The organism is Streptomyces sp. NPDC088194 (assembly GCF_040702025.1).
GTDB lineage: Bacteria > Actinomycetota > Actinomycetes > Streptomycetales > Streptomycetaceae > Actinacidiphila.
In genome coordinates this window covers 1-14,135 of the sequence record NZ_JBFBIV010000022.1, presented here as the reverse complement: position 1 = coordinate 14,135, position 14,135 = coordinate 1, and the positions used below count along the sequence as shown (strand labels likewise).

The 14,135-nt window shown below is 71.1% G+C and carries 12 protein-coding genes; 7 read left to right on the top strand and 5 right to left on the bottom strand.

Features of this window, described 5'->3' with window-relative positions:
• Nucleotides 1–104: 104 nt before the first annotated feature.
• Nucleotides 105–1,115, bottom strand: a complete 1,011-nt coding sequence (locus AB0399_RS14470; protein WP_366411482.1) for an NADP-dependent oxidoreductase — start codon at nt 1,113–1,115, stop codon at nt 105–107.
• A gap of 203 nt (nt 1,116–1,318) precedes the next feature.
• On the opposite strand from AB0399_RS14470, the gene AB0399_RS14465 reads away from it, so the two are divergent.
• From AB0399_RS14465 to AB0399_RS14455, 3 genes are all read left to right on the top strand, one after another.
• Complete coding sequence (locus tag AB0399_RS14465) at nt 1,319–1,951, top strand: helix-turn-helix domain-containing protein (protein WP_366411481.1); 633 nt, start codon at nt 1,319–1,321, stop codon at nt 1,949–1,951.
• A 332-nt stretch (nt 1,952–2,283) separates the two neighbouring features.
• Complete coding sequence (locus AB0399_RS14460; RefSeq protein ID WP_366411480.1) at nt 2,284–2,988, top strand: nucleotidyltransferase domain-containing protein; 705 nt, start codon at nt 2,284–2,286, stop codon at nt 2,986–2,988.
• A gap of 189 nt (nt 2,989–3,177) precedes the next feature.
• Nucleotides 3,178–3,555 (top strand): hypothetical protein, encoded by a 378-nt coding sequence (locus tag AB0399_RS14455; RefSeq protein ID WP_366411479.1) that lies wholly within the window; start codon nt 3,178–3,180, stop codon nt 3,553–3,555.
• Nucleotides 3,556–3,740: 185 nt separating this feature from the next.
• Here the strand turns inward: AB0399_RS14455 and AB0399_RS14450 are convergent, their stop codons facing one another.
• Together AB0399_RS14450 and AB0399_RS14445 are read right to left on the bottom strand one after the other, a co-directional pair.
• Nucleotides 3,741–4,304, bottom strand: a complete 564-nt coding sequence (locus tag AB0399_RS14450; RefSeq protein ID WP_366411478.1) for a GNAT family N-acetyltransferase — start codon at nt 4,302–4,304, stop codon at nt 3,741–3,743.
• A 354-nt stretch (nt 4,305–4,658) separates the two neighbouring features.
• The gene (locus AB0399_RS14445; protein WP_366411477.1) at nt 4,659–5,174 is read right to left on the bottom strand and encodes a hypothetical protein; all 516 of its coding nucleotides are present in this window, start codon (nt 5,172–5,174) and stop codon (nt 4,659–4,661) included.
• Between the two features lie 70 nt (nt 5,175–5,244).
• Here AB0399_RS14445 and AB0399_RS14440 point away from each other — a divergent pair, with 70 nt between their 5' ends.
• Entirely contained in the window at nt 5,245–5,622 is a 378-nt protein-coding gene (locus AB0399_RS14440; protein ID WP_366411476.1) for a hypothetical protein, read from the top strand.
• 213 nt (nt 5,623–5,835) lie between these two features.
• Here the strand turns inward: AB0399_RS14440 and AB0399_RS14435 are convergent, their stop codons facing one another.
• The gene (locus AB0399_RS14435) at nt 5,836–8,421 is read right to left on the bottom strand and encodes a DUF262 domain-containing protein (protein ID WP_366411475.1); all 2,586 of its coding nucleotides are present in this window, start codon (nt 8,419–8,421) and stop codon (nt 5,836–5,838) included.
• Nucleotides 8,422–9,060: 639 nt separating this feature from the next.
• Between AB0399_RS14435 and AB0399_RS14430 the strand changes: the two genes are divergently transcribed.
• The 3 genes from AB0399_RS14430 to AB0399_RS14420 all read left to right on the top strand — a co-directional run bounded on the left by AB0399_RS14430 (nt 9,061) and on the right by AB0399_RS14420 (nt 12,656).
• Nucleotides 9,061–9,345, top strand: coding sequence for a hypothetical protein (locus AB0399_RS14430; protein ID WP_366411474.1), 285 nt, complete (start codon nt 9,061–9,063; stop codon nt 9,343–9,345).
• A gap of 414 nt (nt 9,346–9,759) precedes the next feature.
• Nucleotides 9,760–10,317, top strand: a complete 558-nt coding sequence (locus tag AB0399_RS14425) for an SMI1/KNR4 family protein (protein ID WP_366411473.1) — start codon at nt 9,760–9,762, stop codon at nt 10,315–10,317.
• A gap of 218 nt (nt 10,318–10,535) precedes the next feature.
• Complete coding sequence (locus AB0399_RS14420; protein WP_366411472.1) at nt 10,536–12,656, top strand: hypothetical protein; 2,121 nt, start codon at nt 10,536–10,538, stop codon at nt 12,654–12,656.
• 235 nt (nt 12,657–12,891) lie between these two features.
• Here AB0399_RS14420 and fxlM read toward each other — a convergent pair.
• A partial coding sequence (gene fxlM, locus AB0399_RS14415) for a methyltransferase, FxLD system (RefSeq protein ID WP_366411471.1) occupies nt 12,892–14,135 on the bottom strand: 1,244 nt, incomplete at its 5' end.

Genomic DNA, 14,135 nt, shown 5'->3' with positions numbered 1-14,135 from the left:
GCCGAGCCCGGTCAGCGGGAACAGCGGCTCGCGGCACCGGGGAGCGCAAGGCGTTCCGAGCCGCTATCGGATTGGCCGGCGAAGCGTCGGCCGCTCCGCTCGGGTCAACCGTCCATCGTCACCAGGATCTTCCCCGTCGTGTGCTCACGCGCGAACGCCACGCACGCGTGCGCCGCGTCCGTCAGCCGGAAGCGGCGGCCGATCGTGGCCTTGAGGGTGCCGGCGACCGCGTCGGCCGCCACCTCCGGCATGCCGCCGTAGTGGCCGTCCATGTCCAGCACCATGCTGCCCGTCACGTCCGAGCGGCCCAGCGCGTCGGCGTCCGGCGGCGGGGGCGTGATCGTCAGCAACCTGCCGCCGGGCCGCAACGTGGAGGCGAGGCCGCGGAGTTCGGTGCCGGGCAGGTACAAGTTCAGGATGGCGTCGACTCCTCCGGGGTGCCGCCGCAACGTCTCCGCGGTGACGTCGTCGGTGCGGTAGTCGACCACTTCGGCCGCGCCCAACTGCCGTACGAGGGTGGCGTCGGCCGCCGTCGCCGTGGCGGTCACCCGCGTTCCCGAGGCGGCCAGCAGCGGCAGCACGGTGGTTCCCACCCCACCCGTGGCCCCGACCACCAGAACCGTCTCGTCCGCGCCGAACGCCCCGGCCGCGACCAGCGCGCGGGCCGTCGTCCCGACGATGGGCAGCGCCGCCGCCTGGTCGACCGGCAGCGCGGCCGGGCGGTGGGCGACGAACGGCGTGTCGGCCTCGACGACCACGTACTCCGCGAGCGATCCCGTCCCCAGCGACGGTCGCGCCGCACCCGCCATGGGGCGCAGCACCCGGGGCAGCGCGAAACCGAAGACCGCGTCCCCGGCGGTGTAGCCGGACACGTCCGGGCCGACGTCGGTCACCGTGCCGGCGAAGTCGTTGCCGGGCACGTGCGGGAAGTCCACCTCGACCATCGCACGGTAGTCGCCGCCGGGAAGCACCAGGTCGGCGGCGTTCAGCGCGGCCGCCGCCACCTTGATCCGCAACTGTCCGGGACCGGGCCGCGGGACCGGCACCTCGGTCACCACGTAGGTCTCGGGCGGTCCGTAACCCGGGGCCACCAGGGCCCGCATCGTTCGCGTCATGCCGCATCCTCCCGAAGCACCCACGGGAACCCGACCGCGCGGTCAGGTTATTCTGGGAGTGGACGGTACGATAACGCGACCGCGCGGTCAACTTACGGCGGCGGGACGCCGAGCGGTGAGGCCCGCGCGCCGCGAGGAGTCGTCGGGTACCGGTCCGAGGAACGTGCCGAGCCGATGCCGACGCCGAGGAGCGAGCGAACCGCATGACCCCGCCTGAAAGCCCACGCCCGCGGCGCTCCCTGCGGGCCGACGCGGCACGCAACCGCGACCTGCTGCTCGCCGCCGCCACCGCGGAGTTCACCGAACGCGGCGTCGACGCCTCCATCGCGGACATCGCCCGCCGCGCGGGGATGGGAAAGGGCACGGTCTTCAACCACTTCCCGAGCAAGGACCATCTGCTCACCGCGATCGTGGTGGCCCGCCTCGACCAGCTCACCGGGTCCGCCGAAGCCCTCCTCACCGGGTCCGATCCCGGCGCGGCGCTGCTGGACTTCCTGACCCTGGGTGCGGAGCAACAGCAACAGCTCGACCTCTCCGCCATGTTCGCCGGCGGCACGGCGGACATCCAGGACCCGGCGGGGGTCGATCAGGCACGCGAGCGGATGGTCCGCGCCGTCGACGCCCTGGTCGCCCGAGCGCGCGCGCAGGGCGCCGTACGGCCTGACATCACCGGAGCCGACGTCGTCCTGCTGATGTGCGCACCCGCGTACGCGGCCGGCCCCCTCGGCCAGGCGTACCCGGACCTCTGGCGCCGCTACCTGATGGTGGTCTTCGACGGCCTGCGCCCCGAGGGCGCCCACCCCCTGCCGCACCCACCGCCCCCGTTGCAGCCTTAGGCCGAGGCCGAGGCCGAGGCCGCACCGAGCCCGGCACCCCCGCCGCCGGCCGGCCCCCGCGGATCGCGACGGCTACCCGGACGGCCACCCGTTCGTGTTGGCGACGACGGCTTCGCACCTGTCCCGCTTGAGGTGATGGTCCCAGCGGGTGTCCGCGAGTTCGGCCGGGGCGAAGGGCTCCGGCAGAGTGCTCGGGTCCCAGCGCTCGGCGACGTACCTGACCGGGAGTCCAGCGGGAGTCCAGCGGGAGCCGCCGGGAGCTCAGCGGCGGTGCGGCCGGTACCGGCGGAAAATTCTCGGCGCGCGGAACCGCAGGTCCGGATACTTGCCGTATGGAAGCGATCGAAGCAGCACGAGCCGTAGTCGAAGAACTCCATGCCGACGCAAGAGCCGCGTTCTTGGGCGGCAGCGTCGTGACGGAGCGCCGGACCGAGAAGTCCGACCTCGACCTCGTGGTGTTCCTGCACGGCGCCCCCGCCCCGTACCGGTCGAGCTTCCGGCGCCACGGCTGGCCGGTGGAGATGTTCGTGCACACCGAGGAGACCTGGCACGCCTTCGTCGACCGGGAAGTACCGCAGCGCCGGTCACCGCTGCTCTTCATGTGCGCCGACGGGCTGCTGCTCTTCGACGGGGACGGAATCGGCGAGCGCATCGCCACCGCGTCCCGGAAACTGGCCGCGGCCGGACCTCCGCCCGTGACCACCCAGGAGATCGAGGACCGCCGCTACGCGATCACCGACCTCCTCGACGACCTCGACGGGTCCACCGACCCCGGCGAACGGCTCTTCATCTGCTCCGAGTTGGCGGTCCGCACCGCTGAACTCGCCCTGGCGGTCAACGGTTCCTGGGACGCAGGCGGCAAGTGGCTCGCGCGCCTGCTCGACACCGCGGCGCCAGGGCTCAACACGCAGCTCCACAACGGAGTCCGGCTGGCACTCGAAGGGCAGGCAGACAACCTCGTCGGCGTGGTGGACCAGGTGCTGGAGCAGGCCGGCGGACGGCTGTGGGCCGGCTACCGGCGCAGCGGCACGCCGTAGGCCGGCACAGCGCGCCACACACGAGGAGCTTCCTTCGAACCGTGGCAACCGGGCTGCCGAACATGGACGCAGCCGAAACCCCTGCCGATGAGGATCGGTGATGACGGCTCTCCCCGCCGTTCCGTGACACCGGAGCCGTTGAGTCATCACCTCCTGATGCGCGGGGCGTTCGCCGCGTATCGTCCAGACGTGGTCACCGCCGGCACACCCCGCGTCCTCGTCATCGGGCTTGATCCGTATCGGGTGCCCGGGCCGTGGAATCCCGAGCCGGCCGCCAAGGCGATCGAGGCGGGGCTGGCCAAGTTCGCCGAACACGGCGTGGGCGTGGCGAGCTGCCTGTTCGGCCTTGACGGAAGTGACGACATCGGCGTGGTCGTCGCGAATGCGCTGCGAGCCCATCCGTGGGAGTGCGTCACCGTCGGCGGTGGCCTGCGGCACTCGGACGACCAGGTTGAACTCCTGGAGCAGATCGTCAACCTGATTCGGCGGCACGCACCTGATGCGGCCATCGCGTTCAACAGCAGCCCGGACACGACCTACGAGGCCGCGGCCCGCTGGATCGGTTGACGGCGGCGGGCTGGGCGGCTTGAGCGTCACCCCCCTGATCCGCCATCGCCCCTGGGGAACGGGGAGTTGAGGTCCTCGGCCTGTCCGCCTAACCCCCCTTGCCCCGGTGTCGGGGCTCGGTGGAGGGGAGAGCGATCCGCGGGTTCTTCCCGCGGCCCTGGACCCGGGTTCCGGTGCGCCACCCGTCAGGAGCGCGCCTGCGCGAAGGCGGTCGGCGCGAAAGTGAAGGCCGCGTACGTGCGTCCGCCGACCTCGAAGTGGGCGGCCTCCGTCATCCCGTAGTGCCGGTGCACCGCCAGGGAGCGCTCGTTGGCCAACTCGACGAACGCGACGGCGACGTCGAAGTCGTCCTTCAGGGCGCGGCTGAGCGCCGTGAGCAGTTGCGTCAGCAGCCCCCGCCCTTGGAAGCGTGCGTCGACCGCGACGGGGCCGTAAAGGAAGAGCCTGCCCAGGTCACGCCCGTCCGCCGCCTTCGTGACTGCCGCGACGGCTGCCGCGGCCGGGTGCTGCGGGGGCAGCCCGCCCGGCTCGCTCGTGATCGCGAACCCGGCCAGCTCCCCGCCCGCGTCGGCGACGAAAATGCCCGGGCCGTCCTGGAAACGGGCGAGGAGGTCCTCCGTCAACTGGCCCTGCACGAAGCCCCGACGCGCCCGTTCCTCGTCACTGAGCCCTACTCCCCGGGCCTCGTCCATCAGGGCCAGGATCGAAGCGTGATCTTCGGGGCGGGACCTGCGCACGTTGATCGCCATACCGGAGACCCTACGCAGAAGGTGGAGTGCCGAAGGGCCCGCCGCCTTTCCTCAACCCCCTTCGGCTGCTGCCACGTCGAGCGGGTGCGCCGCCCGGACGGCACCTTCGTCAGCGAGACCCACGTGTACGACGCCCCGCAGGTGGCACCCCGCAGGTGGCCCCGGGCTCTGCTCGACGGCTCGCCCGAACGCGTCCACAGCGCCTCGCACGACGGTAGGAACTGCCGAGCAGCAGACCACCTCGCCGAGCCCGGCGAACGGGAAGCCGCCCCGCAGTCGACGAATCCCGGCAGCCGGCGGCTCGAAGGGAGCGTCAACCGAGTCATGACGTTGACGAGGGTGGGCCCACGTCGATCAGTCGTCGGCCGCGACGAGGAGAGTCAGCAACTGCCGCTCGTCGTCGATGGCGATGAACTCGTGGAAGTCGATGTGCACTCCACCCCAGTCATGGAAGCACGTGCTGCCGAGATCGCGGAGGCGGTAGAGTCGGCCGGCCGAGTCCACCACGGTAAACAGCGCCGTATCGAGTGCGTCGCTCAGCGAGTCCGGGAGCTCGCCGTGCTGACGCGCCCAGTCCCGCAGCGTCTGCGTGGCGACGGTGCAACTGACGGGCTGGTAACCGTCAGGGCTGACCGAGCGAAGCCAGTAGGGGCCGTGACGGGTGCCGTCCGGGTCGACGCCGCCGCCCGCGTAGTCGTCGCGGAACTGCTCGTGGGCGATGACGGCTGCCAGCAGTTCCGCGTCCTGGCTGCCGCGCCGAAAACGGAAGGACTTCAGGTCGACCCACCGAAAGCCGTGGGTGCTGCCCTCCGGGAAAACGTGGTCCCGGAAGTTCACGAACGTCGGGCCCACGAGATCCAGCTCGGTCACGGAAGCACGCTATCCCGACGACGTTGACGAACACCTGGGGATCACTCGCTCAGCCCGGGATACTGGCGCGATGACCATCGACGCGCCCTCCGAGATGACCGCGGGCTGGTGGGACGAGCCTTGGTATCGGGTCCGTACGGACGGGTTCGTGGCGTCTTTCCTGCCCGACGCCGGCGAGGACTTGGACGCCGTCTGCAACGTCGACGTCGAAGTTCGGCTGATGGACGGGTCGCGGTGGAGCGCGACCGTGTTCACCCTCGCCGAGGTGCAGCGCCTGATGGAGAGGTGGGCCGAGACGGGCGAGACAGCGGGTGGCCGCTACTTCTGGTGCTCGGACGGGCTCATCGTCCGCGAGCCGGGCATCGACAACATGACGCAGGCGATCAGCGGCGTGCTCGACGAAGGAGACTTCGAGCAGATCCTCCAGCGGCTCGAAGACGATGAGTAGTTGTCCCGGGGCTGCCCGTTGAAGCCGCCTGGCTCGCCGGCAGCTTCACAGCCCAAGGGCCCTACGGACTTCGGTAAGCCGCTCGTCTCTGATGCCGGCGGACGCCTCGCCCAAGGCGAGCGCGCGGCGCGACTGGTTTGACCTTCCTCGACGGGCACCGGCACGCGTGGGACCTGGAGCAGCGTCGCCCACGCGTGCCGATTGATGCAGGGGTCAGAGGGAGTCCGCGCCCTCCGCGGTCACGTGTCGGCGGTTGGCCTGCGCGACCGTGTGCGAGAACCACTCCAGCACCGCGCAGAGTTCATCGCTGTGCTCGGCGAAGACCTCCAGAGGGAAGGACGGGCGCAGGTCCAGCTTGGCTTCGGCCAGGCCGATGCCGTCGATGGAGTTGAGGCGGTCGAGCAGCTCGCGCCGGAGGGGTTCGTCGTCGAAGGGCGGGCGGCGCTTCAGGTACTGGAAGACGACCTCGACCGTGCCGGACACCGGGTAGATCCCCAGCGGCCACGTCGTACGGATAGTGGGTGTGCCGGCGAGCCGGGCCGTGGGGAAGCAACTCGTCTCGTTCGCACGGCCGTAGGCGAGGTGACCGCCCTGCCGCTCCCAGAAGCGCAGCGCGTGCAGGACTCCGTCGGCGGTCTGCGCGGTCTGGTTGTCGCGGAGTTGGGTTTCGAACCGGGCCGCCTCCGACTGACGCCCGGCGTCGTCCTCGGGACTGGAGAGCTCTGCCTCCTCGTCGTGCTCCCTGCCCGTCAGGGCTGCGAGATCGGCCGTGGTCAACCGATGGGAGCGTCGGGCCCGGCCGGCTTCGTCGAAGGGAACGCCTTCTGCTTCCAGGCGGGTCCGCGCGTCTCCGGATTCCTCGCCGTCCGGCCATCGGAAGCCCGCCGAGACGCGGCCGTCCGCCGTCAGCACCCGGTAGGCACCGTGCAGCCCGGCCTTGGTGGCCAAGTGCTGGCCGACCGGGACCGCGTGGGTACCGATGAGCGCCGCGACATCGCCGTACGTGGTCCAGGTGCCGGCGGGCATGGCGAGGAGCGTGGCGCGCAACTCCTTCCAGCCGGACCACTCGTCGTCGGCCGGGATCGTCCCGGAGATCGGGCCCGGCCACAACCGCACCGCCCGCTCGGCGAGTTCGTCGGCGCGGGCCAGCACCTCGGCTCGGCCCCACCGTTCCTGGCCGGCAATGGCCTGGTTCATGCGCAGGGCGCTGGAGTCCAGGATCTCCTGCTTACGGCGGAAGGGGTGGTTGGACAGCTTCGCGTTGTCGGCCGACAGCGTCAGGTTGCCCAGCGTGTGGACGAGCGAGGCGTGCAGCTCCTCCGGGGTCTGACCGTCCTCGGTCTCCTCCGCGAGCAGGTCCAGCCACTGATGAGCGGGGGTCTGCGGGAGGACGTGCTCCACGGTGAGGTGGGCCTTGGCGTAGTCGACCGGTTCGCTGCTCCCGTAGCTGTCCTCCAGCCTGCGCAGCACCTGGAAGCGCTGGTTGCCGCGGCCGGCCTTGTAGAAGGGCCGGGTGCGGATGGCCTCGCGGACGGCGTCGTCGTCGGGCCAGACGCGGGCGCCCACCTGGTTCTTGGACAGGAAGCGGCGCACCGCCTCCGCGGGGTCGTCGTCCTTCTCCAACTCCTTGGGGATCTCCATGAACACGCGGTTGCTGCCCATGGTCGAGTAGCCGGCCAGCAGCCGCCGCACCATGTAGCTCTCGGCATAGGCGAGCGCCCGAGCGGCCTGGTGTCCGGTGGTCTGGCCGGCGTCCACCCGGTCGAGGAGCATGAGCGCCAAGGGGTAGTGCGTCTGGCCGCCCCAGCGGGACATCCGCTCCAGGACCTCCCGGAGATCAGGGTCCGGTTCCAACTCCGGCCGCAGAATGCGCACGAGGCGTTCGGCACGCGCTGCGAGAGCCGTGATCTCGTTCTCCAGCGCGGCCTCGTCGGTGCTGATGGGTTCCAGGCGCCGCTTCTGGTCGCGGTAGATGTCGCTCTGCTTGGCCCGGCTGTTGCCGGCCACGACCAGGTCGAGCCACACCAGGAGTTCGAGGTTGTCCGGGCCGAGAAGCTCCTGCATCGGCAGCCAGCGGTTGCGGTAGACCCGCTCCCCGCGGGTCGGAAGGCACATGAAGAGGTAGTTGCGCAGCAGGTCGCTCTGGCTCAACCCGACACCGGTGTTGTTGATCGACTCGAAGATCCGGTAGACGTTGTCGCCCTCAGCCGCGGTGATCTCGACGATCGACAGCAGACCGCTGAGGACGAACTCCACCGTGTCCGTCCACGCCTCACCCCCGCTCTCCTCCCCCTCGGTCAACGCCGACAGGAAGAAGCGGTAGGCGGCACCCACGTTTCCGGGGCCACCCGCCTTGGGCGACGTCTCGATGCAGGCGATGAACGCGTCGCGGTCCGCCTGGGTCGGCAGCAACCGGTAATGGTCGTCACCGCTGCGGTACTTGTTGACGAGGACGAGGTCGTGGATGCGGTCGGCCTTCTGCTCCGCTCCCCGTGCGCGGTGCCGGTCGCGCAACGCGGTGAAGGCGAGCATGAGGGTGGTCAGGCGCTGCTGCCCGTCGACGACGAGCCAGCGCTGCATCCCACCCGCGGTGATCCGGCCGGGCGCCAACACGACGGAGCCGAGGAAGTGCGCCGCGGGAGCGCGGTTCCCCAACTGGTCCTCGACCAATTCCTGTACGTCGTCCCAAAGCTGTTGCAGCTGCTCACGCTCCCAGCTGTACGTCCGCTGGTACAGGGGCACTTGGTACTGCTTCTCGCCCTGGACGAGGTCGTTGAACGTGGTCTCCTGAGCGTGCACGCGCGCCTCTCCCCAAGGTGTGTCGATCGGCTCCCATGCTGCCATTGCCTCTGCGCCGATGGGCCGATATCCGGTCATTCGGACACGGGACGACGCCGCGGTGTGCACAGCGCACCGACGGTGCGAGCTTCTGGTGGAGGAGGTCCGCTCCGCGTCCGGACCGCCGGCTGACCGATGTCGTGGCCGGCGATGGACGGGCCCGACAAACTCGCTGGTCGCTCCGGTTGCACGGCTTGCTCCTGGTGCTCCAGGGACGTCAAGCGGCGGACTTGCGCGCATAGGGCGTCGGTTGGGCAGCATGCGCACCGGTGAAGGTCGAACTGCTCCCGGCCGTACTGAAACCCTGCTCGGGGCAGCACCGCGCAACCGGCGCAAGCCGGGTGGCTCGCAAAGACGCAGGTCAGCAGCCCCGAACCGGCGGGGCGCAGCAGACATCCTCACGGAGTCACACAGCGACTCCCCGGCCTCGGGAGAACGCGCAGCGACGCCCTTCCCTCCTTGCGGCTTCCCTCGACGCCTGGGTGGGCGTCACCCGCCCCGCCAGGGGACTTGCGCCGCTAACCCCCGACTCCTCCAGAGTCCGCTCACCCGAATCCACCGCATGCCGTCCCCCGGCATGCACGACACCAAGGACTAGCCATGAGCACCACTGACGCCCATGACACCCACGACACCCATGCGAATGACCCGCAGTCCCGCGAAGCCGCTCCGAGCGAGCCGCACGCGCCGGACGCGCCGGACGCGCCGGAACAGGGCTCCCCGGACCGCACACGTGCACAGAGCACCCTGGCCTGGACCACGGTCGGGTGGTCCGCGGCCCTCTGCACCACCGGTGCGGTCCTCTCCCTGACCGGCCACCAGGAAACGGGCATTGCCCTGATCCGTGCCGGTTCCTTGGCAGGAGCCATCCGCATCCGGAAGTAAGGCACGACCCTCTGGCCCCGCTGCCGGACGCGCCCCCTCCGGCAGCGGGCCACTGCCTCTGTGCGCCTCTCCACGTCGTTCGCGAAGCCTCTCCACAGACCCTCGTCGAGGACATTCGCCGCCGGACGGAGCTCGATCCTGCTCAGGCCCTGCCGGGGGCGGTCCCGTTGGGGTCCGTGACCCGGTAGCGCCAGTGGATGCTCCGGTTGGTCGTCGCCCCGACCTGTGTGTTCCGGTCGTCGTCAGTGCCCGCCGCTAGGTTCGGCAGTGCGGCAAACGGACTCCTACCGCTTCTCCGGACCAACTTCCGATGCAGTGAGCTCAATTGCGGCACTCCCCCGTGCGGGAGTTCCACCGCTCCGCCCTCGACTCCGCAGAGATCCTCGCCATACGACTCACCTCGAAAGGGGCAGCGTGACCGAGTACCTGTCGCTCCTCGCGCGTGTACGCAGCAGAGCCGAGCAGCAATCCGCGGACCTTCCACCGTGCGTCAGTGAACAGGACATTGCGCAGGCCGAGTCCGCTCTCGGTTTCTCCCTGCCACCGGTCTTGAGCGGGTTGTACCGCCATGTCGCCAATGGCGGCTTCGGGCCCGAGTACCTCCTGTTTCCGCTGACGGGCCAGGGGCGGACCGCAGTCGCCGAGTACGGGCCTCTCCGCACGACCACTTCTGAGTACTGGCCTCGCGGCGTCCTGCCGATCCTGGACTGGGGCTGCGGCATGTCCGCCGCAGTTGACTGCACACGACCCGAGGCCCCCGTCCTGCTCTTCGAGCCGAATGCCGTGACCGACAACTGGGCCGACGCCTGGTTTCAGGACTCGCCCTCCCTCACTCGGTGGCTGACTTCTTGGCTGGACGGAACCGGCTGGTGGGAGGAGGAGGTCATGATGGCTGAGGACGCTCAGGAACCGCTCCCGTGGCCCGATGCGGCTCAACGTCTCACCGGAAGCGGACGAAGCGGCCAGCGGTGAGCGGTGGACGGCCCCGGTCGCGGGGGCGGGCGGATGGAGCGGGGGCGAGCGGCGGTCGGCGGTCCGGCCGATCGTGGCGGCCGATCGTGGGCGCGGATCGTGGCGGCCGATCGTGGGCGCGGATCGTGGCGGCCGATCGTGGGCGCGGATCGTGGCGGCCGATCGTGGGCGTGGAAAACGCCGAAGCCTTGGGACGGCTCGTCCGGCACGATGGCTCCATGTCCAGGACTCCCGAGCCTCAGCAGGCGGCGCACCCCATATCCGCGGCCTTTGCGGCGTTCGAGGCCGCGCTGGCGCCTGCGGCCGTGAACGGTCCGGAGTCCGACGACAAGCTCGTCGCCGCGCTGCGCGGCATGGACACCGCCGGCGAGGGGGCCACGGCGCTGCTCCTGCTCACCGATCAGCCGCGTGTGGTGCTGCGTCTTGACGAGGCCGTCCGCCGGACATCCGAGTACAGCTTCCGGCGCGGGCCCCGGGGCGGCCGCACAGAGGTGGACCCGTCCGCCCTCGCTGCGGACACGACCCCGCTGGGCATCGCCCTGGCTTCCTGCCATCCGGACGGGCGGATACGCGAACGCGCGGTGCGCAGAACGCACTTGCTGTTGAGGAAGCCCCAACCCCCCGTGGGTCTGGCACCGTTCCTCGTCCTGCGGACCGCCGACTGGGCGGGGCCGGTACGGGATCGCGCCCGCGCCGCGCTGGCGGTGCTCCTGCACGAACATCCCAAGTCGCTGGTGCCCGCCGCCGCACCGCTCACCCTCCTGATCGTCCGGCGCGAGCGGGGAGGCTTCGCGCGGCGGCAGCTGGTGAGCGCGTTATTGTCCTCGCCCGGGACCGCTCTCTTCGAGCCGCTCCTCGCCTCGCCGGACAGGCGGCTGCGCCGGTTCGCCCTGCAAACGGCACTCGCGAGCCGTCGGCTCCCGCTCAGAACGCTGGTCGCGATCACCAAGCAGGACAGTGACCGCCAGTGCCGGGGGCAGGCGGCGGAAGCAGCCGTACGCGAAGCCGTATGGACCGAACAGACCAACCTGCTGCGGCAACTGGCGGCGAGCGTGCATCAGGACGTCCGTGTCCTGGCGCTCACCGGGCTTCTCAGAAAGGGGCTCGCGACAGAGGTCACCCCGTACCTCGGCGACACGTCGGTGCTCGTCCGCGCCGTCGCACGTGACGCCGCCCGCCGTACGGGCACGGACGCGGTCGGCTGGTACCGAACCGCGGTTCGCACACCCACGCCGGGGGCGATCGCCGGCCTCGCCGAGACCGGCCGCAAAGAGGACGCCGACCTGCTGGCTCCCTTGCTCGGCCACCACCACGCGCCCGTACGCGCCGCAGCCGTTCGTGGTCTTCGCGCGCTCGACGCGGTCCCCGTCGAGCGCACCGTCCCGCTGCTGCGCGACCCGTCCGCGAAAGTGATCCGCGAGGCCACCACAGCCCTCCGTACCCGCCTCGACCAACTCCCTTCCGGCCTGACGGAGTTGCTTCTGTCCGACCGTGATCGCGCGGCCGTCCGACGCGCCGGATACCGCCTCCTCGACGAGCCCGACGCACTTCAGCGGCTCCGCACGAACCTCCGCATCGCCACCGACCCGGACCCCCGGCTCGCCCGGTGGGCCGCCGATACGGCCGCCGCGCTGATCCGCCACCTCCACTCGTCTCCCTGGCACGCCAGGACCGACGTCGTCCCCGCCTTCGACCCGACGGCCGACGAGCGGCGCGAACTGCTCGCGCTGACCGAGACCGCCGCCCCGGTCCTCCCCCACCGGACCCGTCAACTCCTCCACGAACAGCTCGAACCCGGTTCCCCCGCAACGGAACTGCTCAGAGTCCGGTACGGCCCGCACCCCGACACCAGGAACCCACTCCTGGCCGCGGAAGCCACCTTCGCCGCGGAAGACCCCCACGCAACCGTCGCCCTGATCCGCGAGGTCCTGCTCGCCGTCCTCCCGTACGCGGCCGGTTCGGCCGACGCATGGCCCACCGAGGAGCAGTGGTCGGAGATCCTGCCGACCTGGTTCCTACGGCGCTGCGCGCCCGAGGCCCCCGCCCGCCGGGGCTCCACGCCCGCTCGGCTCGCCCGGTCGCGCGGCCTGAGCAGGCAGCAGCGCGCGACCGCACCACAGACGGACGCGGTCGCCGACTGGCGGCTCCTGGACTGGATCAACCTCTTCGACCCCGACGGCATGGCCGGCAGCCGCACCTGGCGCTGGTGGGACGGCGGAGCCAGGGGGCACACCACCGGGTGGGTCCGCTTCGGCACCGACGGCCAGCCCTACGGTGGGCGCCAGGCCCTGCTCTGGCTGATCGAAGCCGCGGGCGGCCACGACGTCGAACTGCCATAACCCCAGGCTCGGGGGCCAGTTGGGAACCGATCCCCGAATCCCGCGAGGGCGCCCCATGCCCGCTCGGGCCAACCCCCAGACCTGCCACAGCGCCGAACGCCCCACTACCCGATCTTGGCCCGTATGCCGGTCCCGCACCCAGGTCAGGAAGCCGCCCTCGCCGGGCGGCACGGGTGATCGCGTCCGGGCTCGCCTCGTCCACGGCGCAGGGGTAGCGCCTTCCACGGGCAGGCGGTCAGGGGCGGCGTGGTGCCCAGTCGAAGACCAGGCAGCTCCGCGGCTTGCGCAGCACGTGTCCGGTGGGCAGTTCGGCGTCGGGGGTGTCGGCGGGGTGGACGGTCAGACGGGGGCCGGCGCCGTACCGTACGTCGCGGTCCCACGCACGCACCCGGTCCGCCAGCAGGTCGGACAGGGCGCGGGCGCGGGGGCCGAAGGCGTGGACGACGAACTCCCATACAGGCTGCGCCTCCTGAGGAGGCTCATGGGTCGGCTCCTGGGTCGGTTCCTGGTCCGCCTCGCGGATCTTGACGTGGGTCAGATACGCGAGGGAGTGGCCTTGCGTGACCGCGGCGGCGTCGGCGCCGCTCGGCAGTTCGAGGTGCGCGGTGTCGGGATCGTCGGGGCCTCGGGTGAGGGACAGCCGGCAGAACCCCCGCACGGTGGTGGCGAGGAAGAGCTGAAGCGTGGCGAAGGGGACGCCGGACTCGATGGTGACCCCGGTCGGCGTGTCCAGGCGCGGCATCGTCAAGGCCGCGTCCAGCCGGGCGGTGTCGGCGGGTTCGCCGTCCTCGAACCGCAACTGTGCCTTTCCGCCGACCAGTTGTACGACGGGTGTCCGCCGGCCGCCGATGCCCTGGTCGCGTACGAAGCCGCAGACCGTGAAGCCCTGGGCGACCAGCGTGTCGCCTTGCCGTTGGAAGGCGATCGCCCGGGTGTAGCCGCCGACTTCGAGCGGGACGACCAGGTGTCCGCCCTGGGCGAGTTGAGCGGTCCACGCGGGCGCTAGGTCCCAGCAGTTGTGGGTGAGGAAGATCGCGTCGAAGCCGGTTCGCGGCACGTGGTGCTCCGGTGCGCCGAGCGCGCCGTCGCCGAGGACGAGTCGCACCCGGCCGTAGCCCGCCTCGTCGGTGAACCGGCGCGCGCGGCGGATGACGTACGGGTCGATGTCGAGGCTGACGACCGTCCCCGTGGGGCCGACGATCTCCGCGAGCAGGGACGCCTTGTAGCCGCCGGAGCCGATCTCGAGGACCCGCATGCCGGGTGCGAGCCGGGCGTTCTCGATCATGTCGGCGTGCAGCCAGGCCGCGCTGACGGAACTGATCGCCCGCCCGTCGCCGTCCCGGCGGGTCACCACGGCCAGGTTGGCGTCGTACGCGGTCTCCAGGGGGACTTCGGGCGCGTAGCGGTGGCGGGGGACCGTACGGAACGCGGCCTCCACCAGCGGCGTACGCACGCACCCGTCGGCGACGATCGAGTCGA